The organism is Stutzerimonas nosocomialis, from assembly GCF_005876855.1.
GTDB lineage: Bacteria > Pseudomonadota > Gammaproteobacteria > Pseudomonadales > Pseudomonadaceae > Stutzerimonas > Stutzerimonas nosocomialis.
On record NZ_QLAE01000037.1, the window covers coordinates 1 to 22,520 of the forward strand.

Genomic DNA, 22,520 nt, shown 5'->3' on the forward strand with positions numbered 1-22,520 from the left:
TGGCCAGCAGGCAGGCAAGCGCAGCATCCGAGGCGGCCGCGCCGCGATCCGCCGCGTGCTGTACATGGCGACATGGTCCGTGGTGCGCAGCCAGGTCGATTTCAGACAACGCTACCATTTGCTGCGACAACGCGGAAAGTGCGCCAAGGTTGCCCTGGTGGCTTGCATGCGTGTGCTCTTGATCAGGCTGAACGCGATGCTGCGCGACAATACTCCGTGGAGGACTGAAACCAGTTAACAAGACAGTTGCTCCCACAGACGCCGCGCAGGCCCGTGGGAGCGGGCTCGATCGCGAACTTCTTGGTCCGATCGACACGGAACTTGAACAGCACAACAATGAGACCGGGCGAACCGGAGACCGAGATGAACGAAACCGTGCAACTGATCCAACACCAAGATTCGCCCCGTTACATCCGCCTCAATGCCGCCGACAACGTCGCGGTCGTGGTCAACGACGGTGGAGTGCCGACCGGTGCCCGGTTCGACGATGGCCTGGTCACCGTCGAGATGGTTCCGCAGAGCCACAAGGTCGCCCTCGTCGATATCCCCGAAGGGGAGCCGGTGCGCCGCTACGGTCAGATCATCGGTTACGCGCTCGAGCCCCTGCGCCGCGGCAGCTGGGTCAAGGAAACCCAGTTGCGCATGCCGAGCGCGCCGCCACTCGACAGCCTGCCGCGCGCCAACGCCGTGCCGGACAGGCTCGAGCCGCTGGAGGGCTACACCTTCGAGGGCTACCGCAACGCCGACGGCACCGTCGGCACGCGCAACATCCTGGGCATCACCACCACCGTGCAGTGCGTCACCGGCGTGCTCGAGCACGCCGTCGCGCGCATTCGCCGCGAACTGCTGCCCAGATACCCGAACGTCGACGACGTGGTGGCGCTGACCCACAGCTACGGCTGCGGCGTGGCGATCAACGCCCGCGACGCCTACATCCCGATCCGCACCGTGCGCAACTTGGCGCGCAACCCCAACCTGGGCGGCGAAGCGCTGGTGATCAGCCTCGGCTGCGAAAAGCTGCAGGCCGAGCAGGTGATGCACGAGGGCGACCCCTCGGTGGACCTGCGCGATCCCTGGCTGTATCGCTTGCAGGAGTCCACTACCGGTTTCGGCGAGATGATCGAGCAGATCATAGCGTTGGCCGAAACCCGCCTGAAGAAGCTCGATCAGCGCCGCCGCGAGACGGTACCGGCCTCGGAACTGATCCTCGGCATGCAGTGCGGCGGCAGCGACGCCTTCTCCGGCATCACCGCCAACCCGGCGCTGGGGTTTGCCTCCGACCTGCTGGTGCGTGCCGGGGCGACGGTGATGTTCTCGGAAAACACCGAGGTGCGCGATGCGGTGTACATGCTCACCGCGCGGGCCGAAACCACCAAGGTGGCCGATGCGCTGATCGCCGAGATGGACTGGTACGACCAGTACCTGGAGCGCGGCGCCGCCGACCGCAGCGCCAACACCACGCCCGGCAACAAGAAGGGCGGGTTGTCGAACATCGTCGAGAAGTCGCTGGGCTCGATCGTAAAATCCGGCAGCAGTGCCATCAACGGCGTGGTCGGGCCGGGCGAGCGGGTGGAAAGCCGTGGGCTGATCTTCTGCGCGACGCCGGCCAGCGACTTCGTCTGCGGGACGCTGCAACTGGCCGCCGGGATGAACCTGCACGTGTTCACCACCGGTCGCGGCACGCCCTATGGGCTGGCCATGGCGCCGGTGGTCAAGGTGTCGACCCGCACCGAGCTGGCCGAGCGCTGGCCGGACCTGATCGACGTCGACGCCGGGCGCATCGCCACCGGCCGCGCCAGCATCGAGGACCTCGGCTGGGAGCTGTTCCACTACTACCTGGACGTCGCCAGCGGCCGCAAGAAGACCTGGGCCGAGCAGCACAAACTGCACAACGACATCGTCCTGTTCAACCCCGCGCCGATCACCTGATGCGACGGCCCGCTGCGTCTGGCGGCGGGTGTTTCCTGCATCGTCCATCCCCTGCGCCGGAGCCGGATTCGGCTTCCGGTGCCCGCCTGGAGAACACCGATGACGGCACTGACCGCTGAACTGATCGATCGTCTGGAGCAGGTGGTCGGCGCTGCCGGCCTCGTGCGCGACCCGCAGGACATGGCCCGCTACCTCAGCGACTGGCGCAACGCCTACCGGGGAAGGGCGGCACTGGTGGTGCGGCCGGCCAGCACCGAGGAGGTCGCGGCGGTGGTTCGCCTGTGTCATCAGGCTGGCGTCGCGCTGGTGCCGCAGGGCGGCAATACCGGGCTCTGCGGCGGCTCGATTCCGGATGCCTCGGGCGAACAGATCGTGCTGTCGCTCACCCGCATGACACGGGTCCGCCAGGTCGATCCGCAGAACGACACCATCACCGTCGAGGCGGGCGTGGTCCTCCAGCAGTTGCAGGAAGCCGCCGTCGCGGCCGGCCGGATGTTTCCGCTCTCGCTCGGCGCCGAAGGCAGCTGCACGGTGGGCGGAAACCTTGCGACCAACGCGGGCGGCACCGCCGTGTTGCGCTACGGCAACATGCGCGAGCTGACCCTGGGGCTGGAAGTGGTGCTGCCCGACGGGCAGGTCTGGAACGGCCTGCGAGGCCTGCGCAAGGACAACACCGGCTACGACCTCAAGCAGCTGTTCATCGGCTCGGAGGGCACCCTCGGGGTCATCACCGCGGCGGTGCTCAAGCTGTTCCCCGCGGTGCGCAGCACCACTACCGCCTGGGTCGCCCTGCCCAGCAGCGAAGCGTCCATCGAGCTGATCGGGATCATGCGCGGGCTGTGTGGCGACCGGCTCACCGGCTTCGAGCTGATGTCCCGGCAAAGCGTCGAGTTCGTGCTCCGGCATGTCGCCGGTTGCAGCGATCCGTTCGGTGAGCGCCATCCGTGGTACGTGCTGATCGAACTCGGCGACACGCAACCCGATGCGCCGCTCAACGTGCTACTGGAATCGGGGCTGGGCGAGGCGTTCGAACGCGGCATCGCGCTCGATGCGGTGATCGCCTCCAGCGGGGCGCAGGTCAAGGCGCTGTGGACGATGCGCGAGGGGATTTCCGAAGCGCAGAACCACGAGGGGCCGAGCCTCAAGCACGACATCAGCGTTCCGGTCAGTTGCATCCCGAGTTTCATCGACGAGACCGACCGGCAGCTGCTCGAGCGCTTTCCCGGCGTGCGCATCGTCTGCTACGGCCATGTCGGCGATGGCAACCTGCACTACAACATCAGCAAGCCGGTGGGCAGCGAGGACGCGCCTTTCAAGGCACAGCACGAAGCGATCATGCAGGTGATCTACGACGCCACGGCCCGCTTCAACGGCAGCATCAGCGCCGAACACGGCCTGGGCCAGGCCAAACGCGCCGCTGCGGCCCGCTACAAGGACCCGCTGGAACTGGCCTTGATGCGCTCGATCAAGCAGACGCTCGATCCGGCCGGGCTGTTCAATCCGGGCAAGGTGCTCTAGCTCGACCGCGAAAGTGATCGTTTCCTGATTGCTGGCCTTCCATGCCGGATACGGGTTGGGGCATCGATCGCTAAAAAGCTCGCGGTCTTGACCGCGAAGGAGACGACGCCGTGCTCAGGGTGCTGCACGCAATCACCATCACCCGAACGGCTTTCCCCACACGCTCTTGCACCCAGCCTGAGCCGTTCTTGCCGCTCTCCAAAAACACGCTTGGATAGACATGTTTTGTCTTCTAAATAGAAACATTTATCAATATCATGCGCGTTCTTATCGACGGTGATGCACCCACGGTAGTCCCCACTTTTCTGCCGCATCGCGGGCTCGTGCGTTGTGGCGAGATTGGCCACCAGCGAGTCCACGCCGACGGCGCGCTCGCATGTGCGTCTCCGAAGAGGGTCGCGGCGAGCTATAGCTTTTTTGATTCCGGTTTGACACGCAGCCGCCCGAGCGGCCCGAACGTAGGAAGCACCACGTGAACGTGACATTCAACAAAGCCCGCTGGGCCCTTGCATCGCGAATCCTCGCCGCGCTGGTGGGCGGCTATGCCGTGGCCTACGGCGTGACCGCCTTCCTCGCGGTCTACCTGCCGTTGGCGCGTCCTGACCGGGTGGTGTTTTCCAGCCTGGCCAGCTTCGCCGTCTGGACGGCCGTGGTCGTCTACGTGTTCGCCGCGCGCAGCGCCACGCGGGTGTGGCTGTCGCTGGTGGGGCTGACGACGGTGCTGTGCCTGGCCGCCTTCTTTTCCGGAGACTGGAGGACCCGTCCATGAAACTGCGCCAAAGCATGGCCGGCCTGCATACCTGGGGTGGCCTCCTGCCGAGCTGGCTGCTCTACGTGATCATCTTCGCCGGTACCGTCGCCTGCTTCGACAAGGAGCTCAGCCGCTGGATGCGACCGGCGCTGCACGAGGGGGCGGCGTCGAGCCTGAGCGCCGATGACGTGCGCGGCTGGTTGCAGCGCAACGTCAGCGAGGAGCTGCATGCGTTCTGGATGCACGGCCCGACCGCGCGGGAGCCCTACTGGCGGCTCGGCTGGGAAGTGGACGGCACCGAGACCTTCCACAACGTCGCCTTCGATCCCCGCAGCGCGCAGCCCGAGCCCATGCCCGAGACGGTCGGCGGTGATTTCTTCTTCAAGCTGCACTACAACCTGCACGCTGGCGAGATCGGCATGTACATCGTCGGCCTGGCCGGCATGTTCATGCTGGTCGCGCTGGTGTCCGGCGTGATCATCCACCGGCGGATCTTCAAGGACTTCTTCACCCTGCGGCCCAAGGCCAACGGGCAGCGCGCCTGGCTCGACGCCCACAACCTGTTCGGCGTGGTGGGCTTTCCGTTCCACCTGGTGCTGGCCTATACCGGCGTGGCGATCTTCGTCGCCTTCTACATGCCGGCCGCCTCGCAGGTGAGCTATGCCGGCAACGTGATGCAGTATTTCGGCGAAGTGATGGGCAGCTACCACCGCGACGAGCTGCATCAGCCGGCGGCGGCGCCGGTGTCGCTCGATTCGCTGATCGCCGAGTCGCGTCAGGAATGGGGCGGCGCTCCAGTGGGTTGGGTCAGCGTGCATCACCCCGACGATGCCTCGGCGGTGGTGGACATCCGTCGCCTCGATCAGTCACGCATCGGTTCGCCGCAGGACACGCTCACCTACGACGCCGCCACGGGCGAGCTGCTCAATCGCCAGGAGGCGTCCACGGGCTATCGCGCCTATGTCTGGCTGGCCGGCCTGCACATGGCGCAGTTCGGCGGCAGCCTGGTGCGCCTGCTGTACCTGCTGATGGGGCTGTGCGGCTGCGCCATGCTGGTCGGCGGTCTGCAGGTCTGGCTGGCCAAGCGCGAGGCGCGCGGCGATGCGAGCCTGGCCTGGGTGCGCGCGCTCAACGCGGCGGTGTTCGCCGGTCTGCCGCTGGCCAGCCTGGCGCTGCTGTGGGGCAATCGCCTGATCCCGACGACCCTGGCCGAGCGCGCCGTCGCCGAAGGCTGGGTGTTCGTCGGCGCCTGGCTGCTGATCGCCTTCTGGGCCGTACTGCGACGCCAGCACAGCCGCCGGTTGCTGCGCGACCAACTGGTGCTCGGCGCGGTGCTCGCGCTCGGCTTGCCGTTGCTCAATGGCCTGACCGAGGGCGGGCATCTGGCTGCCAGCCTGGCGCGCGCCGACTGGGCATTGGCCTCGGTGGACCTGTTCCTGATTGTCGCGGGCCTGATCTGCGCTGCCTGCGCCTGGCGTCTGAGCGCGGCACCGGATCGCGCCGCGGTGCGGGGTCGGACCGAGCAGGTGCAGGAGGCATGAGCGTGTTACTACTGGCTTTCGCCGCGGCCTATCTGGCCATGACCCTGCTGTGCCTGACCATGAGCCGTCATCGCGGGGCGCTGCTGCGTGCCGATACCCGCCTGCCGGGCAAGCCCGTCCTGCGCCTGCTGGCGGCCGGCTGCTTCGGTTTCGCCCTATGGTTGTGCGTCAACAGCCAGGGCGGGGAAATCGGCACGGTCGTCTGGCTGTGCCTGGTGATGCTCGCCGGCATGCTGCTGGTGCTGCTGCTGGCCTGGCGCTCGCGCTGGGTCTTGCCCGTCGTGCCGCTGCTGGCGGCCTGCGGCGCCTTGCAAGGGCTGCTCTAGCGTCCGGTCCTGGCTGGCGTGCTATACAGGGACCTGCCTCACGCCAGCCAATCACACCGGGGACTACCGATGACCTGCATGCTCCAGATGGGACCTTTGACCGATCGCTTCAATCAGGGCCTGGCCGCTGCGCATGAGGTTCTGCCGTACTGGCAGGGCGATGCCGAAGCGCTGCTCGCCGAGCATGGCGCGCGTATCGAGATCGTCATCACCTCGGCGCGTTTCGGTTGCCCGGCCTCGGTAATCGAGCGCTTGCCCAATCTCAAGGCGATCTGCAGCTTCGGTGTGGGTTACGACGCCATCGCGGTGGATGCCGCCAGGGCACGTGGCATCCCGGTGAGCAATACACCGGACGTGCTGAACGACTGCGTGGCCGATCTCGCGTTCGGCCTGATCATCGACAGCGCACGCCTGATCGCCCATGGCGATCGTTATGTGCGTGAAGGGCGCTGGGGCGTCAGCGGCTTTCCGCTGGGCCGTCGGGTCAGCGGCAAGCGGCTGGGTATCGTCGGGCTGGGCCGGATAGGCGAGGCGGTCGCCCGTCGCTCGACGGGGTTCGACATGCCGGTGCGCTATCACAACCGCCGGCCCGTCGCGGGCAGCCCCTACGGGTACGAGGCGGACCTGGTCGAGCTTGCGCGCTGGGCCGATTTTCTCGTGCTGACCTGCCCGGGCGGGCCGCAGACGCAGAACCTCATCGACCGTCCGGTGCTCGATGCACTGGGCCCCAAGGGAATCCTGATCAATGTCGCGCGGGGTTCGGTGGTCGACGAGCCGGCGCTGGTCGCGGCCCTGCAGGAAGGTCGGCTTGGCGGTGCGGGGCTGGATGTCTTCGCCAGCGAGCCCAGGGTGCCGGCCGCCCTGTGCGAGATGCCCAACGTGGTGGTGTTGCCGCACGTCGGTAGCGGCACCGAGGAGACGCGCCTGGCCATGGAGGAGCTGTTGCTGGCCAATCTGCAGGCGTTTCTCGATGACGGGGCGGTGCTCAACCCCGTCTGACCCCAAAGGCCCCGTCGGGGCTCACCCTCTTGGTTGCGGCGCCACTGGAAACACCTTGTCGCAACCGTTCCGGTTGGCTGCAGCCCAGGCGTGGCGCGGGCAGGCGACCGCCGGGTGCGACTCCCGGCCCGGCTGGCCGCCTCCAGGCGCGCGGTCCCGTAGCCAGGGACTAGGCTTACCACTGCGGACGCAAGGAAGAATCCTGTCCGACGCCGCATTCGCGGCAATTCGGGGCAACCGTTGCGATCCTTTGGTGGTCTCAGCTATGGGTCGTGCCGGTTTCTTCGTCGGCCCGTGTATTCGGTTGCCATGGCGCAGCCAGTGAGCGTGCAGAAGGGGGTCCTGAATGGCCAAGTCCGCTGCGTTTCCCGCCAACGAGTCCAGGCGCCTGGCCAGGATTCAGGAGCTCCACCTGCTGGAGAGCAGGCCCGATGAGGTTTTTGACGAAATCGTGGGGCTGGCTACGCAGGTGTTCGACGTGCCCATCGCCCTGGTCTCGATCATCGGCCGACACCGCCAGTGGTTTCGTGCCCGGGTCGGCATCGATGTCCAGGAGACGCCGCGCGAGCATTCGCTCTGCGCCCATGCGATTCTCGAAGAGGACCTGTTCCTGGTATGCGATGCGGCACGTGACGAGCGCTTCCGGGACAACCCTTACGTCGTGGGCGATCCCGGGGTGCGGTTCTATGCGGCGGTACCGCTGACCACGGCCGATTCGCTCGGACTCGGCGCCCTGTGCATCATCGACACCAAGCCCAGGCCCCCGCTGAGCGAGGAGCAGGTCGACATGCTCCGGCGGCTCGGCAAGCTGGCGATGAGCCGCATCGAGCACATGCACGATGCCAGCTACGTGGACACGCCGACCGGGCTGTTCAACCGCTTCCGCCTGGAAGAGGACGTCGAGCATCTGCTCGCGGACGGACACGATCTGCTGCTGGTGGCCGCCGATGTGATTTCTCCGCTGTTCTACAACGACATCGTCAAGGCGCTGGGCTTCACCTTTTCCAGGTCGCTGGTCCTGGCGATCAAGACACGCCTGCAGGAAGAGCTGCCCGGCGTCGAGCTCTACAAGATCAGCCCGTCCCGCTTCGCCTTCATCCTCGACCAGACACGGCTCGATCAGGCCGAGGCGCTGTTCGCTCGCGTGGCCAGGGCGTTCGACGAACCGGTGATCTGCGGCGAGATCCCGGTGCGTACCCAGCTCGGCATCGGCGCCTTGCACCTGAGCGCCGCCGACGAAACGCGCGGGGACTGGCTGCGCCTGCTGGTCAGCTGCGCCGACGAGGCCCGCGAACGCGGCGTGCCCTGGTCCTATTACTCGCCGCAGCAGGATTTTGCCCAGCAGCGCGCGTTCAAGCTGCTCAGTGCGCTGGCCGAGGCGGTGCGCAAGGGCGATCAGTTCAGGCTGGTCTACCAGCCGAGGGTGGACCTGCACAGCGGCCGCTGCACCTCGGTGGAAACCTTCATTCGCTGGACGCACCCGGTGCTGGGCGAAATCGGTCCGGCCGAATTCATCCCGCTGGCGGAAAAGACCGCGCTGATACGGCCGATCAGCCTGTGGGTGCTGCGCAATGCCCTGGGGCAACTGGCGCTCTGGCAACGGCAGGGGCTGCGGTTCAAGCTGGCGATCAACGTGTCGGCCACGGATCTGGACGAAAGCCTGTTCACCGACGAGCTGGCGGCGGCGCTCGAACGCCTGGGCATAGACCCGAGCGGCTTCGAGCTGGAATTCACCGAGAGCGCCCTGATGCGCAACCCCGAGGCGGTGCGGGCGCAGCTCGAGCGTATCCGCGCGCTGGGCGTTGAGGTGGCGCTGGACGACTTCGGTGCCGGGTACAGCAACTGGGCCTACGTGCGCGACCTGCCGGCCAATACGGTCAAGCTGGACCAGTCGTTCCTGCGCAACCTGTTGTCGGCCGACAAGGACAAGCGGGTGGTCAGGACCATGATCGGCCTGGCCAGGCAGCTGGGGTATTGCGTCGTCGCCGAGGGTATCGAAAGCGCCGAGGTGCAGGCGCTGATGAAGCAATGGGGGTGCAACGAAGGGCAGGGCTACCTGTTCGCCAGGCCCATGCCCGCAGCCGAATTGCTGAACTGGCTTGCGCAGCCTCGGCCGCTGCACTGAGCTTGCCGCGGCCTGGGCAATTCAGGGTATTCGCTCATTCGCGGTCAAGACCGCTCCCACGGGGGTGTGGGAGCGGTCGGGTGCGGCTGATCTCGACCGCGAGCTTTCAAGGGCCGGAGCACCCCGCAGAGGGTTGATCCAGTCCGGGGCCATTCGCGGTCGAGACCGCTCCCACGGGGCGGTCAGGCCGGGATCGGCTGGGTGATCGGGGCGGGGCGGCCCATGGATTCGAGCACCACGTCACCGATCATGTCCGCGGTGACCGCCGACAGGGTCCAGCCCAGGTGGCCGTGGCCGGTGTTGTAGAACACGCACGGCGAGCTGCCGCGGCCGACCTTGGGCATCATGTTCGGCATCATCGGCCGCAGGCCGGCCCAGGGCACCACGCTGCGGGTGCTGACGCCCGGGAAGCATTCGTTGACCCATTCCACCAGCGGGCGGATGCGGTCGGCACGGATGTCGCGGTTGTAGCCGTTGAACTCGGCGGTCCCCGCTACCCGCAGCCGGTCGTCGCCCAGGCGGCTGGTGACCAGCTTGGTCTCGTCGTCCAGCAGGCTCACCACCGGCGCCGAGGCCTGGCTCTGCGCGTCGAGCAGGTTGACCGTGATCGAATAGCCCTTGACCGGATAGATGTTCACCCGGTCGCCCAGCTGCGCGGCCAGCGCACGGCTGGCGGTGCCGGCGCAGATCACCACCGCGTCGAAGGTCTGCGTCTGGACCGCATCACCCTGGCCGATGCTCACGTGAGCCTGGCGACTGTCGGTGGTCACGCCCCGTACATCCTGACCGTACAGGCACTTGGCGCCCAGGCGAATGGCGGCCAGGGCCAGGCCATGGGTGAACTTGTGGATGTCGCCGGTCGAATCGCTCTGGGTGAAGTAGCCGCCGTAGTAGTTGCCGGCCAGCGTCGGCTCGATGGCGCGCATCTCTTCCGGGGTCACGGCGCGACGCTCCAGGCCGCCCTTGGCGAGCAGCTGCGACACGGTGCCGGCGTGGTCGAAGCCGGCCTTGTCGCGGTAGATGTGCAGGATGCCTTCCTTCTTCAGGTCGAAATCCAGCCCCTCGGCCTCGGCCCAGGCGTACAGATGCTCGCGCGCGGCGATGGCCAGGCGTGCGGTCTCGATGGTGTTCTTCTGGTAGCTGGGGATCGAGCCGATGAACTCGGCGAACCAAGACAGCTTGTGCCAGCTGGGTTTGGGGTTGACCAGCAGGGGGGCGTCGCTCTTGAGCATCCACTTGATGCCCTTGAGGATGGTCGACCAATGGGTCCAGACCTCGGCGTTGGAGGCCGACAGCTGCCCGCCGTTGGCGAAGGAGGTTTCCATGGCCGCGTAGCGGTGCTTTTCCAGCAGGGTGACGTCGAAGCCGCGCTTGGCCAGGGCATAGGCGGTCGTTACGCCGGTGATGCCGCCGCCGATGATTGCGATGGTTTTCATGGTTCAGGTTCCCAAAAGACGTCGAGGGTTGAGCCCGTGCGCCCATGCGCAGCGAGCGCCCCCTCTGTCCTGAACCTGAGAGTTTTCGCGGGGATGGCCCGCTTGCTCCTTCGGTGCGCCGGTCGACGAAAGCTCCGGCGGCTCTTCAGAGTGCGAATGTGATCACGGTCCTTTTGCCTGAGAGTTTCCGGGGCGGTTGCTCCTTCGGCGCTGCAGTGAAGCAGTCTCTCCCGTGTTCACCGGCACGTAGCGGGGCGTTGCGGTGTTTCCGCCGGCCCGAGCTGCGTGCTGAAGTTGCGCAGCATAAGCGCGCGCCGCGAACCGCTCAACTGGTTTGTTTGGGGCTCGTCAGCCATTTCGCTCGTTCGTCGACAGAAGCGTCTGCCGATTGGAAAACCCAACGTGCTTCATAGTTTATCTTCGCTTGCGTTATTTATATCACCTGGTCATTCCATTTAACTTGAATGGATATTAAGAGTTGCAATCAAGTTCCCTATAGTTGTCAAGATAAAATCGTCAATCGAGACTTTGGTTATTGCCAACTTCTATCTCCGGTTCGCCTGTCTAGAATCCCTTCTCATCGCTGAAGAAGAAAGATTTCCAATGCAATCAGTCAGTTGGCGAACACATTGGCTCTGCTGTTGAATCCATCGATGTATGCGAACTTCGTGTTTATCGCGAAGTTTTGTATCGCTCGAGGCTGGGCAGTTTAAACAATTCGAATCGGCCGCCCCCAGGAGGGGCGACGATTACAGGAGATATGAACGTGAATACCCGCAACTTCGTTACTGCCGCCATGCTTTCACTGACCGCGCTGTGCGCGAGCATCGCCCACGCGGACGGCGCCAGCGAAACGGAAGCGACGCGCTATCGCTACGGCATGCCGCTGGACATCGCCAAGGTGGTCTCGATCCAGGAACCCAGCACGCGTTTCTGCCAGGTCGTGACCAGCGAGATGACGTACATCGACTCGGCCGGACAGCGCAACGCCATCGCCTATCGCAAGCTGGCCGACGTCTGCGGCTCGCAGAACTGAGTATCCGCAACGCCGAAGGAGCGGAATCGCGGCGGTCCGGCCTTCTTCCGGACCCTGCTCTTCAATCGTTCACCCACGAAGCCCTATGCTGCCCCTTTCGCGGATGGGGGCAGCGGCATGGGTGAATGCGTTCAGGTCGATGTGGCCGTCGTGGGCGGCGGGCAGTCCGCCCTTGCCGTCGGCTATTTTCTGCGCCGAACCCAGCGCTCGTTCGTGCTGCTCGATGACCAGCCCCGCCCTGGCGGTGCCTGGCTGCACGGCTGGAATTCCCTGCGTTTGTTCTCGCCTTCCACCTCCAGTTCGCTTCCCGGCTGGATGATGCCCAGGGCCGCCGAGGGCTATCCCACGCGGGACGAGGTGATCGACTACCTCACGCGCTACGAGCAGCGCTACGGGCTGCCGGTGAAGCGGCCCTGCGAGGTGAATGCGGTCACCGTCCACGGGGATGGGCTGAAGGTCGAAACCGGCGGTTCGTGCTGGCAGGCCCGTGCGCTGGTGAGCGCCACCGGTACCTGGCGCAGGCCTTATGTACCGGCCTATCCGGGGGCCGGGCGGTTCGAAGGGTTGCAGATGCATTCGGCCGACTACCGCGAGCCGCAGGCATTGGCCGGCAAGCGGGTGCTGATCGTGGGGGCCGGCAACTCCGCAGCGCAGATCCTCGCGGAACTGTCGTCGTGGGCGGACTGCACCTGGGTGACGCAGGAAGTGCCCCGGTTTCTGCCGGACGACGTCGATGGGCATGTGCTTTTCGAACGCGCCACCGCGCGCTGGAAGGCACAGCAGGCGGGCGAACCGGTCGACGAGTTGCCGGGAGGCTTCGGCGACATCGTGATGGTGCCGCCGGTACGCGAAGCCCGTGAACGGGGCGTCTTGCAGCAGGCGGTGCGGCCGTTCGTGCGCTTCACCCGCCGTGGCGTGGTCTGGCCCGATGGGCGGGAGTCGGCGGTGGATGCGGTGGCCTGGTGCACCGGCTTTCGTCCCGCGCTCGATCACCTGCGAAGCCTCGGGGTGATCGAGGACGACGGCCGGGTCGCGATCGAGGGAACCCGGTCGCTGCGTCAGCCACGTCTATGGCTGGTGGGGTATGGCGACTGGACCGGATCGGCGTCGGCCACCCTGATCGGCGTGATGCGTTCGGCGCGAAGCACCGCCGCCGAGATCGACGCCTATCTGGGAGGCCTGCCGGGCTAGGGTCATGCCGCCAGGCGCGCAACGCACGCCCGACCCGTCTGGTTCAGGGAATCAACCGCTGGGCGCGCAGGCGGGTGAACAGCTCCAGAAAGCTCGCTCGGCTGTCGTGATAGCCGAGAAAGCCCAGTTCGCGGCTCTTGGTCATGTCGTTCAGACACTCGATCTCGCGGCCGAGATCGGCGTCGGTGTGCCACCAGGACGCCAGGCGATCCACGTCCGGCTCCCGCAGCCCGTGTTTCTGGGCGATGGCGCGCCATTGCTCGGGCGCGGCGTCCTTCAGGCAAGCCTCCAGCGGCATCGGCTGCTCGGGGAAGGGCGCCGCGTCCAACCCGAAGAACGCGGCGATCTCGCCCCACATCCAGCGCCAGCGGAACACGTCGCCGTTGACCGTGTTGAACGCCTGGTTGCGCGCCGCAGGCGATAGCGCCGCCCATTCCATCTGCCGGCCGAGCAGGCCCGCGTCGGTCACGTCGGTCAGGCTGTCCCACTGCACCCGCGAGCCGGGGAATACGAACGGTTGGCCGGTTTCCTTGCACAGGCTCGCGTATACCGCGAGGGTCACGCCCATGTTCATCGCGTTGCTGCCGCCGGCCTGGCCGATCATCGAGTGGGACCGATGCACGCTCCATCCGAAGCCGTGGCGCTCGGCGGCGGCGAACAGGATGTCTTCGAGGGTGTAGTAGAAGTTCTCGCCGCTCTGGCGTGGCTCGCTCTCGCGGAACGGGGTTTCCGCCTTGCCGCTGCCGTAGTTCTCGAACGAGCCCAGGTAGTGCTTGGTGCCGGTGACCAGCGCCATGTGCTGTACCGGCGCCTTGCCGAGTGCCTGGCAGAGGTTGTTCATCATGGCGCCGTTGGCTTCGACGTTTTCCTTCTCGGTGGCCCGGCGCGTCCAGGTGCAGAAGAACACATGGGTGATCGGCAGGCCGTCCAGCGCCTTGTTCGTGGCGTCTGGGTCGAGCAGGTCGGCGGCCACTGGAGTGACGCCGTCCTGCGCCTGCGGGCGGCGGGCCAGGCCATACACCGTCCAGCCACTGGCGAGCAGGACGTTGGCGAGGTTGTAGCCGGAAATGCCGGTGATACCGACGATGAGTGCTGTGCCTTTCTGCATGGGGGCTCCTTGTCTCGATGCGGCGGCGTGCGCCGTTGGCAGCCCGTCGGGCCTTGGATAACCACAGACCGCGGACACGCCGCCGACGCTCCCGCGCGGTGACCGCCGGTGCAGGGTCGGCCGCGGGCCCGCGGTCTCAGGAGGGCCTGTACAGGTGGCGGTGCTCGGCGTGATAGAGGGCCGAGTCGGAAAACGCCTCGGCGCCCAATACCCGGCCGACCAGGATCAGCGCGGTTCGGGTGAAGCCCTTGGCGCGCACCTTCTCTTCGATATCGGCGAGCGTTCCGCAGGCCCAGTCCTGGTCCGGCCAGCTCGCCCGATGCACCACCGCGACCGGGCAGTCGGGCCCGTAGTGCGGCAGCAGTTCGGCGACGATCTGCGCCAGATGGCTCACGCCCAGGTGAATGGCCATGGTCGCGCGATGGCGCGCCAGATCATGCAGCTGCTCGCCCTCGGGCATCGGCGAGCGATGGGCGTAGCGGGTCAGGATCAGCGTCTGGGAGATGTCCGGCAGGGTCAGCTCGCTCTCCAGCAGGGCCGCGCAGGCGGCGGTCGCGGTCACCCCAGGAATGATCTGGAAAGGGATGTCGAGCGCCCGCAGCTGGCGGATCTGCTCGCCGATCGCGCCATAGAGCGAGGGGTCGCCGGAATGCACCCGGGCCACATCCCGGCCATTGCGGTGCGCGGCGTGGATCAGCTCGATGATTTCCCGCAGGTTCAGCTCCGCGGTGTTGACCACCTGTTCGGCGCGGTGGCCTTCGAGCACCTCGGCAGGCACCAGCGAGCCGGCGTAGAGGATGACCGGGCACTGGCGCAGCAGGCGCTGGCCCTTGACCGTGATCAGCTCGGGGTCGCCGGGTCCGGCACCGATGAAATAGACCGTCATGCGGGCTCCGCAGGTAATGGAGGGGAAGAGGCGATCGCCAGGCTGGCCACCGGGCTGCTGCGCTTGGGGCCGAGCAGTGTCGCCTCGCTGCCGCTTAGCGCGTGCGCCTGTGCCAGCGCGCAGGCTTCGGCGATGCCGGCGCTGCCGGTAATTGCCAGGACCCTTGGCGAGGCGGCGCTTAGCCGATGCTGGTAGGGCTGCAGCTGCTCGGCCGAGAACAGCGCCAGGGGCAACCCCAGGTGATCGGCCAGCCGCAAGAGTCCGGGCTCGTCGCGCTTGTGGGTGCTGGTGGCCAGGCTGGCGATCTGTTCCAGGCGCAATCCGTGGGCTTGCAGGCCAGCCTGGAGCAGCGCCAGCAACGCGTCCATCGAACAGCCGCGCCGGCAGCCGAGACCGGCGACATGGAGCGGACTATTCATGCTGCGGCCCCTTCGCGGAGCGGCGCGAGGCGATGCCTGGCAGGCCCTGGCGAGGCGTGCCGAGACGCGCGCGGGAAGGGGGCGAAGGGATGCCGCTGGACATGATCGAGCCTTCTGGAAGGGGAATGGCAGAAGGACGCGGCGAGGGCGGCCAGGCGCAGCTGGCATCCGGCGCACGCCCGCCCACCGCGGGTTTGCCAAAGGGTTTCAGGCCGGTCTCCGGGCTTGCAAGGGCTGTCGTGGACAGCACCGGATCGGCCGTCCCATGCGAGGCATCCGCACAGTGCTCACGAGAACCGACCTTCGCTTACCGTCGCGGGGGCAGCGCCGGACTCGCCCTGTCGGAAGGGCCCACCGGCTTCCCGTTTCACCTTGCGCACGGCGGCGCGAGGCACCTGAAACGACTTTTCTAGAACATCATGAAGGGCGCGCGAGCGTCAATCGGGCAATTGACCGCCCCGCGGGCACTGCGTAGCCTTCGCTCGTTCGAGGTTCTCCGGCCTGGCGCCGGAGCTAAGAGGGAACACGGTCGAGCCGTGGCTGCCCCCGCAACTGTGAACGGTCCGTACCCCTTCGAAAGCCACTGCGAGAGCGGGAAGGCGAAGGGCGCGGCGGCGAAGCATCGCCGCCCGGCCGTGAGCCAGGAGACCTGCCTCGTCAACGCGTTCGACAACCGGGCGGGGTGATCCGGTGGTGCATGCCGAATTCCGTTCGGCTGTCCTGCCTGCCTGTTCGTCGATCCCTTCGATCTGAGCAGGACCTCGCCATGAAAACCCACACCAAGCTCCCCGTCACCATCGTCACCGGCTTTCTCGGTTCCGGCAAAACCACCCTGCTGCGGCACATGCTCGACAACGCCGAGGGCCGCCGCATCGCGGTGATCGTCAACGAGTTCGGCGAGCTGGGCATCGACGGCGAGATCCTCCAGCAGTGCAGCATCGGCTGCAGCGAAGAGGAAGCCCGTGGCCGTGTCTACGAGCTGGCCAACGGCTGCGTCTGCTGCACCGTGCAGGAAGAGTTCTTCCCGGTGATGCGCGAGCTGGTGGCCCGTCGCGGCGAGCTGGACCACATCCTGATCGAGACCAGCGGCCTGGCGCTGCCCAAGCCGTTGGTGCAGGCCTTCAACTGGCCGGAAATCCGCAACGCCTGCACGGTGGACGCGGTGATCACCGTGGTCGACAGCCCGGCCGTGGTCGCCGGAACCTTCGCCGCCCATCCTGAACAGGTCGACGCGCAGCGCAAACTCGACCCGAACCTCGACCACGAATCCCCTCTGCACGAACTGTTCGCCGACCAGCTGGCCAGCGCGGACCTGGTGATCCTGAACAAGACCGACCTGCTCGAATACGACGCCCTGCAGGCGGTGCATGCGCAGGTGGCCGCGGAGCTGCCCGAGTCGGTCAAGGTCGTCGAGGCGCAGGGCGGTGACCTGCCGCTGGCGGTGTTGCTGGGCCTCAACAGCGAGACCGAGCTGCACATCGACAGCCGCAAGACGCACCATGATCTGGAGGGTGAGGATCACGACCACGACGAGTTCGATTCCTTTTCCATTGACCTCCCCGAGGTCGAGGAGCTGCGCCTGTTGCAGGCGCTCAAAGGCATCGTCGCCCGCCATGGCGTGTTGCGCATCAAGGGCTTCGCCAGCGTACCGGGCAAGCCGATGCGGCTGCAGATCCAGGGCGTCGGCAAACGCTTCGACAAGCACTACGACCGCGCCTGGGGCGCCGAGGAAGCCCGCCTTACACGTCTTGTCGTGATCGGCCAGGATCTGGATCAGGAGGCCATCGGCGCCGAGCTGACGGCGGCGCTGGCATGAACCAAAAGCCGCAAGTGGGGCGCCGGAAGCTGGAATCACCCGCTCGACACTCGATGCCGATCCGGAGCCGAGCCCTGTCCAGCTTCAGGTTTCCCGCGCCAAGCTGCTGCTCCTGATGCACCTCCTGCGCACCCAGCCCGGCGTCCAGCTGCCGGCCGACAGCATTGCCGACCTGCAGCAGACGCCCGCCGAGCTGGTGATCCTCTGTACCGGCGACTCGCACCTGTCGCTGCTGGCGGAGGCCGCGCAAGGCCTTCCGGGCGACTACCCCAGCCTGCGGCTGGCGAGCCCGGCACAGCTCGGCAACAACGCGTCGGTGGATTTCTACGTCGACCAGGTGCTGCAGCACGCCAGGGTCATCCTGATTTCGGTACACGGTGGCGTCAGTTACTGGCGCTACGGCATCGAGCGACTGGTCGAACTCGGCGCGCAGGGCGCACAGGTGATCATGGTGCCGGGGGACGACAGCCCCGATCCGGAGCTGACGGGCCTGAGCACCGTCGCGCCTGAAGAGGCCGAGCGCCTCTGGCAATTCCTGCGCCAGGGCGGAAGGGACAACGCACGGCACTTGTTCCACTGCATCGCCTCGCGCTGGCTTGGCCGGGACTATCCCTGGCAGGAGCCACAGGCCCTGCCGCGGGTGGGGCTCTATCACCCGGCACATGCCGAAGCGACGCTCGATCATTGGCGCGCCGGGTGGACGCCTGGCTGGCCGGTGGCGGCGCTGCTGTTCTACCGGACCCAGGTACAGGCGGCCAATACCGCCTTCATCGACAGCTTCTGCGGGCGGTTGCAGGCCCAGGGCCTCAACCCCTTGCCCATCGCGGTGGCCAGCCTCAAGGAGGCCGCCTGCCTGGCACAGGTCGAACGCTGGCTGGACGACAGCGACGCCGCCCTGATCATCAACACCACCGGGTTCGCCCAGTCCAACCCCGAGGCGCCGAACCTGCGGCCGTTCCGACGCGACGTGCCGGTGCTGCAGGCCATCTGCGCGCTGGACGGGCTGGAGCCCTGGCAGGCCAACCCGCAGGGGTTGGGCACGCGGGACCTGGCGATGCACGTGGTGCTGCCCGAACTCGATGGCCGGCTGATCACCCGGCCGATCAGCTTCAAGGATCTGGCCTGGCGCAGCGAGCGCAGCCAGAGCGATGTGGTCTGCTACCGCGCCCACCTGCCGGGCATGGATTTCGTCGCCGAACTGGGGCGTCGCTGGTGCGAGCTGGCGCGCCTGCCGAACGCGGACAAGCGCGTCGCGCTGGTACTCGCCAACTACCCGACCCGCGACGGGCGCATCGGCAATGGCGTGGGGCTGGACACGCCGGCCGCGGCGCTGAACATCCTCAGGGCGCTGCAGACGCAGGGATATCCGGTCGAAGGGCTGCCGGACAGCGGTACGGCCTTGATCCACCAGTTGCTCGGCGGCGTGACCAACGACCCCGACGGCCACGACCTGCGGCCCTGCATGCAAAGCCTGGCGCTGGACGAATACAGGGCCTTCTTCGCCCGCCTGCCCGCGGCCAACCAGCAAGCGGTGCGCGAACGCTGGGGCGAGCCCGAACAGGACCCGATGTACCGAGGCGGGCGGCTGATGGTCGCAGGGTTGCGCTTCGGCCTGACCTTCGTCGGCATCCAGCCGGCGCGTGGCTACGGCGTGGACGCGGCGGCCGTCTATCACGACCCCGACCTGCCGCCGCCACACGCTTACCTGGCGTTCTACTGCTGGCTGCGCCAGGCCTTCGCGGCCAACGCGGTGGTTCACGTCGGCAAGCACGGCAACCTGGAGTGGCTGCCCGGCAAGAGTGTCGGGCTGTCCGAGGCCTGCTGGCCGGACGCGATCCTCGGCCCGCTGCCGAACGTCTATCCCTTCATCGTCAACGATCCGGGGGAGGGCGCCCAGGCCAAGCGGCGCACCCAGGCGGTGATCATCGACCACCTGATGCCGCCGCTGACCCGCGCCGAGAGCTACGGACCGTTGCGCGACCTGGAACGCCTGGCCGACGAATACTACGAAGCGAGCCAGCTGGATGTGCGCCGCGCAGTGGAGCTGCGTGCCGAGATCCTCGCGCTGGTGCGCGCCACCGAACTCGACCGCGAGCTGGGCCTGCAGCTGAACGAAGACCCGGACAGCTGGCTGCCACAGCTCGACGCCTACCTGTGCGACCTCAAGGAATCGCAGATTCGCGACGGCCTGCATGTGTTCGGCGAGTCGCCGCGGGGCCGGTTGCGTCGCGACACCTTGCTGTCCCTGTTGCGCATCCCCCGTGGCGACGGCGTTGGCGGCAACGCCAGCCTGCTGCGGGCGCTGGCCCGCGCGCTGGCGCTGGACTTCGATCCGCTCGATTGCGACATGGCGAGCCCCTGGCTGGGACCTCGTCCCGCGCTGTTGGAGAGGCAGGGCGACGAACCCTGGCGCAGCTGCGGCGATACCCGCGAGCGGCTCGAGCAACTGGCGCTGGAATTGATCGAACGGAGCCTGTCGGGCGATGCGACTCTGAGCCTTGGAGACGAGGTGGCGGCGATCCTCGTGGAGCTGCGCGAGCGTATCGCACCCTTGCTCGATGGCAGTGGCCCGGCCGAAATCGGTGGCTTGCTGGCAGCGCTGCAGGGCCGCTTCGTCCCGGCCGGCCCGAGCGGCGCGCCCAGCCGCGGCCGGCTCGACGTGCTGCCGACCGGGCGCAACTTCTATTCGGTCGACGTGCGCAATCTGCCGACCCCGACCGCCTGGCGCATCGGCGTGCAGTCGGCGGACCGCCTGCTCGAACGCCACCTGCAGGACAACGGCGACCATCTGCGCCGTCTGGGGCTCTCCGTCTGGGGCACCGCGACCATGCGCACCGGTGGAGACGACATCGCCCAGGCCATGGCGCTGATCGGCGCGCGACCCGTCTGGCAGGCCGGCAGCCAGCGCCTAGAACGCTTCGAGATTCTGTCACTGGAACAGCTCGGCCGGCCGCGGGTGGACGTGACCTTGCGTGTGTCGGGGTTCTTCCGCGATGCCTTCTCCAACCTCATCCGACTGTTCGACCAGGCGGTGCAGGCCGTGGCCGATCTGGACGAGCCGGACGACATGAATCCGCTGTCGGCCCGCGTCTGGGACGATGCCCTGCGCCTGCAGGATGACGGCCTGAGCGAAACCGAGGCGCGGCGCCAGGCGGGCTGGCGGGTGTTCGGCTCCAAGCCCGGCGCCTATGGCGCGGGCATCCAGAACGCCGTCGAAGGTCGGCTCTGGCACGAGCGTGCGGACCTGGCCGAGGTGTACCTGAACTGGGGCGGCTATGCCTACGGCGGCGATGCCGAAGGCGCACCGGCACGCGAGCGCTTCGGCGACCGGCTGGAGCGGCTGGAGGCGGTGCTGCAGAACCAGGACAACCGCGAACACGACCTGCTCGATTCCAACGACTACTACCAGTTCCAGGGCGGCATGCTGGCGGCGGTGGAAACCCTGCGCGGCCTGCAGGTGGCGAGCTATCACGGCGACAACAGCCAGCCGGACAGCCCGCGCATCCGCAGCCTCAAACAGGAACTGGCGCGCGTGGTGCGCGCCCGGGCGGCCAACCCCAAGTGGATCGCCGGCATGAAGCGCCACGGCTACAAGGGTGCCTTCGAACTCGCCGCCACGGTCGACTACCTGTTCGGCTTCGACGCCACCAGCGGGCTGGTCGACGACCACCAGTACGCGCTCCTGACCGACGCCTATTTGCTCGACCGCGACACCCGCGACTTCATCCAGCAACACAACCCCGGCGCCCTGCAGGACATGCTCGAACGCCTCCTCGAAGCCCAGCAGCGAGGCCTCTGGCAGAACCCCGGCGACTACCGCGAGGCGTTGGAGAATCTGCTGGTGGACAGTGGGGAAGCTTGAAGCTTGAAGCGGGGCCCGGTTTCAGCAGGAACATCTGCGTCGTGCCCTTCGCGGGCGAGTCCCGCTCCCACGGAATGTGGTTGGCCCGCATTCCGGGGCGAGCCAGGTCCTCTGTGGGAGCGGTCGGGGACGCCCAGTCTCGACCGCGAAGCGCCGCTCGCCGCGCCGCCTTCCCGATCGCTATACCAGATGCCGCATGCGCACGGCCGCCTCCACCAGCAGGCGTTCGGTGCCTGCCCAGCCAAGGCATGCATCGGTGATCGACACGCCGTAGCGCAGCTCGCCGCCCAGGCTCTGGGCGCCGTCGAACAGGTGGCTCTCGAGCATGACCGCGCGCAGCGAGCCGTCGCCGGCCAGGCGCTGGTCGAGCACGTTGCGCAGCACCTCGGGTTGACGCTGCGGATTCTTGCCGCTGTTGGCGTGGCTGCAGTCGACCATGATCTTCGGCTCGATCCCCTGGCGTTCCAGTTCGGCGCGGGCCCGGGCGATGCTGGCCGCGTCATGGTTCGGACCGGCGTGGCCGCCGCGCAATACCAGGTGGGTGTCCGGATTGCCGCCGGTCTGGACCAGCGCCGGGCGGCCCTGGCCGTCCACGCCGAAATGCTGGTGTGCATGGGCCGCCGAGCGCATGGCGTCGCAGGCGATGCCGAGGCTGCCATCGGTGCCGTTCTTGAACCCCACCGGCAGATCCAGCCCGCTGACCAGTTCGCGATGCACCTGCGATTCGCTGGTCCGTGCGCCGATCGCAGCCCAGCCGAGCAGGTCGTCGAAGTAGCCGGCCAGCATCGGCTGCAGCAGTTCGGTGGCCAGCGGCAGGCCCCGCTCCAGCAGCTTCAGCATCAGCTGGCGCGACAGGCGCAGCCCCTCGGCCATGTCACCGCTGCCGTCGAGCGCCGGATCGTAGACCAGGCCTTTCCAGCCCACCGTGGTGCGCGGCTTCTCCACGTAGGCACGCATCACCAGCAGCAAGCGGTCGCCCACGCGCTGGCTCAGTGCGGCCAGGCGCTCGGCATATTCCAGCACGGCCTTTTCGTCATGCAGCGAGCAGGGCCCGACCACCACCAGCAGGCGCGGATCGTGGCCGTCGAGGATGGCGCGGATGGCGTGACGCTGTTGCTGGACCTGGCGGGCGAGGTGCGGTGTCAGCGGGAGCTGCTCGCGCAACTGGGCGGCGCTTGGCAGGGGCTGGGTCTGGCGGCGGGTCGGCGGGACGACCAGGTGCAGATCGGTGGCGGGCTTCTGGGCGGAACGGGTGGTTGCGGCTACGGACATGATGGCTTCCTTGGGCCTGCGCGGTCATCCGCGCGCGGCTCGCTATCTGGGGCGATGGGATGTTCGATTGAGTGCATGGGCAGGGCTGCCCTGGGTAAATCGCCAGTCGTAGCGGTAATAGGCGTAGTAGCGGTTGTAGGCGGTCATGCTCGGATCCTCGGTTGCGGTGGCTTTTCAGCCGTAAAAAAAAAAAGAAACCCCCGGTCGGGTTGCCGACCGGGGGTTTCGAGAAACTGTCTGGTGGCGACCCTGTCTTGCTAGGGCGCCTGTGGGGTATCAGGCGCGCCTTTGGCTAAACCAATACC

Annotated in this window: 17 protein-coding genes and 4 riboswitches; of the genes, 12 read left to right on the forward strand and 5 right to left on the reverse strand. The window is 67.2% G+C overall.

Going from position 1 to position 22,520, the window contains the following annotated elements; all coding sequences use genetic code 11:
* The 8 genes from DN824_RS18585 to DN824_RS18620 form a co-directional block, all read left to right on the forward strand.
* A partial coding sequence (locus DN824_RS18585) for a transposase (protein WP_138409842.1) occupies nucleotides 1-238 on the forward strand: 238 nt, incomplete at its 5' end.
* A 137-nt stretch (nucleotides 239-375) separates the two neighbouring features.
* Nucleotides 376-1,929 (forward strand): galactarate dehydratase, encoded by a 1,554-nt coding sequence (gene garD, locus DN824_RS18590; protein WP_138409878.1) that lies wholly within the window; start codon nucleotides 376-378, stop codon nucleotides 1,927-1,929.
* A gap of 99 nt (nucleotides 1,930-2,028) precedes the next feature.
* Nucleotides 2,029-3,447: an FAD-binding oxidoreductase gene (locus DN824_RS18595; RefSeq protein ID WP_138409843.1), complete on the forward strand. Its 1,419-nt coding sequence runs from the start codon at nucleotides 2,029-2,031 to the stop codon at nucleotides 3,445-3,447.
* A 472-nt stretch (nucleotides 3,448-3,919) separates the two neighbouring features.
* Complete coding sequence (locus DN824_RS18600; protein ID WP_138409844.1) at nucleotides 3,920-4,216, forward strand: DUF3649 domain-containing protein; 297 nt, start codon at nucleotides 3,920-3,922, stop codon at nucleotides 4,214-4,216.
* Nucleotides 4,213-5,739 (forward strand): PepSY-associated TM helix domain-containing protein, encoded by a 1,527-nt coding sequence (locus DN824_RS18605; RefSeq protein ID WP_138409845.1) that lies wholly within the window; start codon nucleotides 4,213-4,215, stop codon nucleotides 5,737-5,739. The genes DN824_RS18600 and DN824_RS18605 overlap by 4 nt, the downstream gene beginning before the upstream one ends.
* Nucleotides 5,736-6,065, forward strand: a complete 330-nt coding sequence (locus tag DN824_RS18610; protein WP_138409846.1) for a DUF3325 domain-containing protein — start codon at nucleotides 5,736-5,738, stop codon at nucleotides 6,063-6,065. Before DN824_RS18605 ends, DN824_RS18610 begins: the two co-directional genes overlap by 4 nt.
* 69 nt (nucleotides 6,066-6,134) lie before the next feature.
* Entirely contained in the window at nucleotides 6,135-7,064 is a 930-nt protein-coding gene (locus DN824_RS18615) for a 2-hydroxyacid dehydrogenase (RefSeq protein WP_138409847.1), read from the forward strand.
* A gap of 346 nt (nucleotides 7,065-7,410) precedes the next feature.
* Entirely contained in the window at nucleotides 7,411-9,189 is a 1,779-nt protein-coding gene (locus DN824_RS18620) for a putative bifunctional diguanylate cyclase/phosphodiesterase (protein WP_138409848.1), read from the forward strand.
* A gap of 182 nt (nucleotides 9,190-9,371) precedes the next feature.
* Here the strand turns inward: DN824_RS18620 and DN824_RS18625 are convergent, their stop codons facing one another.
* Nucleotides 9,372-10,625: a D-amino acid dehydrogenase gene (locus tag DN824_RS18625; protein WP_138409849.1), complete on the reverse strand. Its 1,254-nt coding sequence runs from the start codon at nucleotides 10,623-10,625 to the stop codon at nucleotides 9,372-9,374.
* A gap of 60 nt (nucleotides 10,626-10,685) precedes the next feature.
* Nucleotides 10,686-10,778: riboswitch (glycine riboswitch) on the reverse strand.
* Nucleotides 10,779-10,780: 2 nt separating this feature from the next.
* Nucleotides 10,781-10,868: riboswitch (glycine riboswitch) on the reverse strand.
* Nucleotides 10,869-11,391: 523 nt separating this feature from the next.
* Here DN824_RS18625 and DN824_RS18630 point away from each other — a divergent pair.
* Complete coding sequence (locus DN824_RS18630; protein WP_414718422.1) at nucleotides 11,392-11,661, forward strand: DUF2790 domain-containing protein; 270 nt, start codon at nucleotides 11,392-11,394, stop codon at nucleotides 11,659-11,661.
* A gap of 117 nt (nucleotides 11,662-11,778) precedes the next feature.
* On the forward strand, nucleotides 11,779-12,852 hold the full coding sequence (locus DN824_RS18635; protein ID WP_138409851.1) for an ArsO family NAD(P)H-dependent flavin-containing monooxygenase: 1,074 nt from the start codon (nucleotides 11,779-11,781) through the stop codon (nucleotides 12,850-12,852).
* Nucleotides 12,853-12,895: 43 nt separating this feature from the next.
* Here DN824_RS18635 and DN824_RS18640 read toward each other — a convergent pair whose 3' ends face one another.
* The 3 genes from DN824_RS18640 to DN824_RS18650 all read right to left on the reverse strand — a co-directional run bounded on the left by DN824_RS18640 (nucleotide 12,896) and on the right by DN824_RS18650 (nucleotide 15,265).
* Nucleotides 12,896-13,960, reverse strand: coding sequence for an SDR family oxidoreductase (locus DN824_RS18640; protein ID WP_138409852.1), 1,065 nt, complete (start codon nucleotides 13,958-13,960; stop codon nucleotides 12,896-12,898).
* Nucleotides 13,961-14,096: 136 nt separating this feature from the next.
* Nucleotides 14,097-14,846 (reverse strand): precorrin-4 C(11)-methyltransferase, encoded by a 750-nt coding sequence (gene cobM, locus DN824_RS18645; protein ID WP_138409853.1) that lies wholly within the window; start codon nucleotides 14,844-14,846, stop codon nucleotides 14,097-14,099.
* Nucleotides 14,843-15,265: a cobalamin biosynthesis protein gene (locus DN824_RS18650; protein WP_138409854.1), complete on the reverse strand. Its 423-nt coding sequence runs from the start codon at nucleotides 15,263-15,265 to the stop codon at nucleotides 14,843-14,845. Before DN824_RS18650 ends, cobM begins: the two co-directional genes overlap by 4 nt.
* A 193-nt stretch (nucleotides 15,266-15,458) precedes the next feature.
* Nucleotides 15,459-15,679: riboswitch (cobalamin riboswitch) on the reverse strand.
* A 58-nt stretch (nucleotides 15,680-15,737) separates the two neighbouring features.
* A riboswitch (cobalamin riboswitch) is annotated at nucleotides 15,738-15,936 on the forward strand.
* Nucleotides 15,937-16,031: 95 nt separating this feature from the next.
* Between DN824_RS18650 and cobW the strand changes: the two genes are divergently transcribed.
* Nucleotides 16,032-17,081, forward strand: coding sequence for a cobalamin biosynthesis protein CobW (gene cobW, locus DN824_RS18655; RefSeq protein WP_138409855.1), 1,050 nt, complete (start codon nucleotides 16,032-16,034; stop codon nucleotides 17,079-17,081).
* A gap of 115 nt (nucleotides 17,082-17,196) precedes the next feature.
* The gene (gene cobN, locus DN824_RS18660; RefSeq protein ID WP_138409856.1) at nucleotides 17,197-20,943 is read left to right on the forward strand and encodes a cobaltochelatase subunit CobN; all 3,747 of its coding nucleotides are present in this window, start codon (nucleotides 17,197-17,199) and stop codon (nucleotides 20,941-20,943) included.
* 180 nt (nucleotides 20,944-21,123) lie between these two features.
* Here the strand turns inward: cobN and DN824_RS18665 are convergent, their stop codons facing one another.
* The gene (locus DN824_RS18665) at nucleotides 21,124-22,215 is read right to left on the reverse strand and encodes a 3-deoxy-7-phosphoheptulonate synthase (RefSeq protein WP_138409857.1); all 1,092 of its coding nucleotides are present in this window, start codon (nucleotides 22,213-22,215) and stop codon (nucleotides 21,124-21,126) included.
* Between the last annotated feature and the right edge of the window lie 305 nt (nucleotides 22,216-22,520).

Coding starts and splice junctions, on each gene's coding strand:
- DN824_RS18595 (WP_138409843.1), top strand. CDS start 2,029: ATGACGGCACTGACCGCTGAACTGATCGATCGTCTGGAGCAGGTGGTC.
- DN824_RS18605 (WP_138409845.1), top strand. CDS start 4,213: ATGAAACTGCGCCAAAGCATGGCCGGCCTGCATACCTGGGGTGGCCTC.
- DN824_RS18610 (WP_138409846.1), top strand. CDS start 5,736: ATGAGCGTGTTACTACTGGCTTTCGCCGCGGCCTATCTGGCCATGACC.
- DN824_RS18615 (WP_138409847.1), top strand. CDS start 6,135: ATGACCTGCATGCTCCAGATGGGACCTTTGACCGATCGCTTCAATCAG.
- DN824_RS18620 (WP_138409848.1), top strand. CDS start 7,411: ATGGCCAAGTCCGCTGCGTTTCCCGCCAACGAGTCCAGGCGCCTGGCC.
- DN824_RS18625 (WP_138409849.1), bottom strand. CDS start 10,625: ATGAAAACCATCGCAATCATCGGCGGCGGCATCACCGGCGTAACGACC.
- DN824_RS18635 (WP_138409851.1), top strand. CDS start 11,779: ATGGGTGAATGCGTTCAGGTCGATGTGGCCGTCGTGGGCGGCGGGCAG.
- DN824_RS18640 (WP_138409852.1), bottom strand. CDS start 13,960: ATGCAGAAAGGCACAGCACTCATCGTCGGTATCACCGGCATTTCCGGC.
- cobM (WP_138409853.1), bottom strand. CDS start 14,846: ATGACGGTCTATTTCATCGGTGCCGGACCCGGCGACCCCGAGCTGATC.
- DN824_RS18650 (WP_138409854.1), bottom strand. CDS start 15,265: ATGAATAGTCCGCTCCATGTCGCCGGTCTCGGCTGCCGGCGCGGCTGT.
- cobW (WP_138409855.1), top strand. CDS start 16,032: ATGAAAACCCACACCAAGCTCCCCGTCACCATCGTCACCGGCTTTCTC.
- cobN (WP_138409856.1), top strand. CDS start 17,197: ATGCACCTCCTGCGCACCCAGCCCGGCGTCCAGCTGCCGGCCGACAGC.
- DN824_RS18665 (WP_138409857.1), bottom strand. CDS start 22,215: ATGTCCGTAGCCGCAACCACCCGTTCCGCCCAGAAGCCCGCCACCGAT.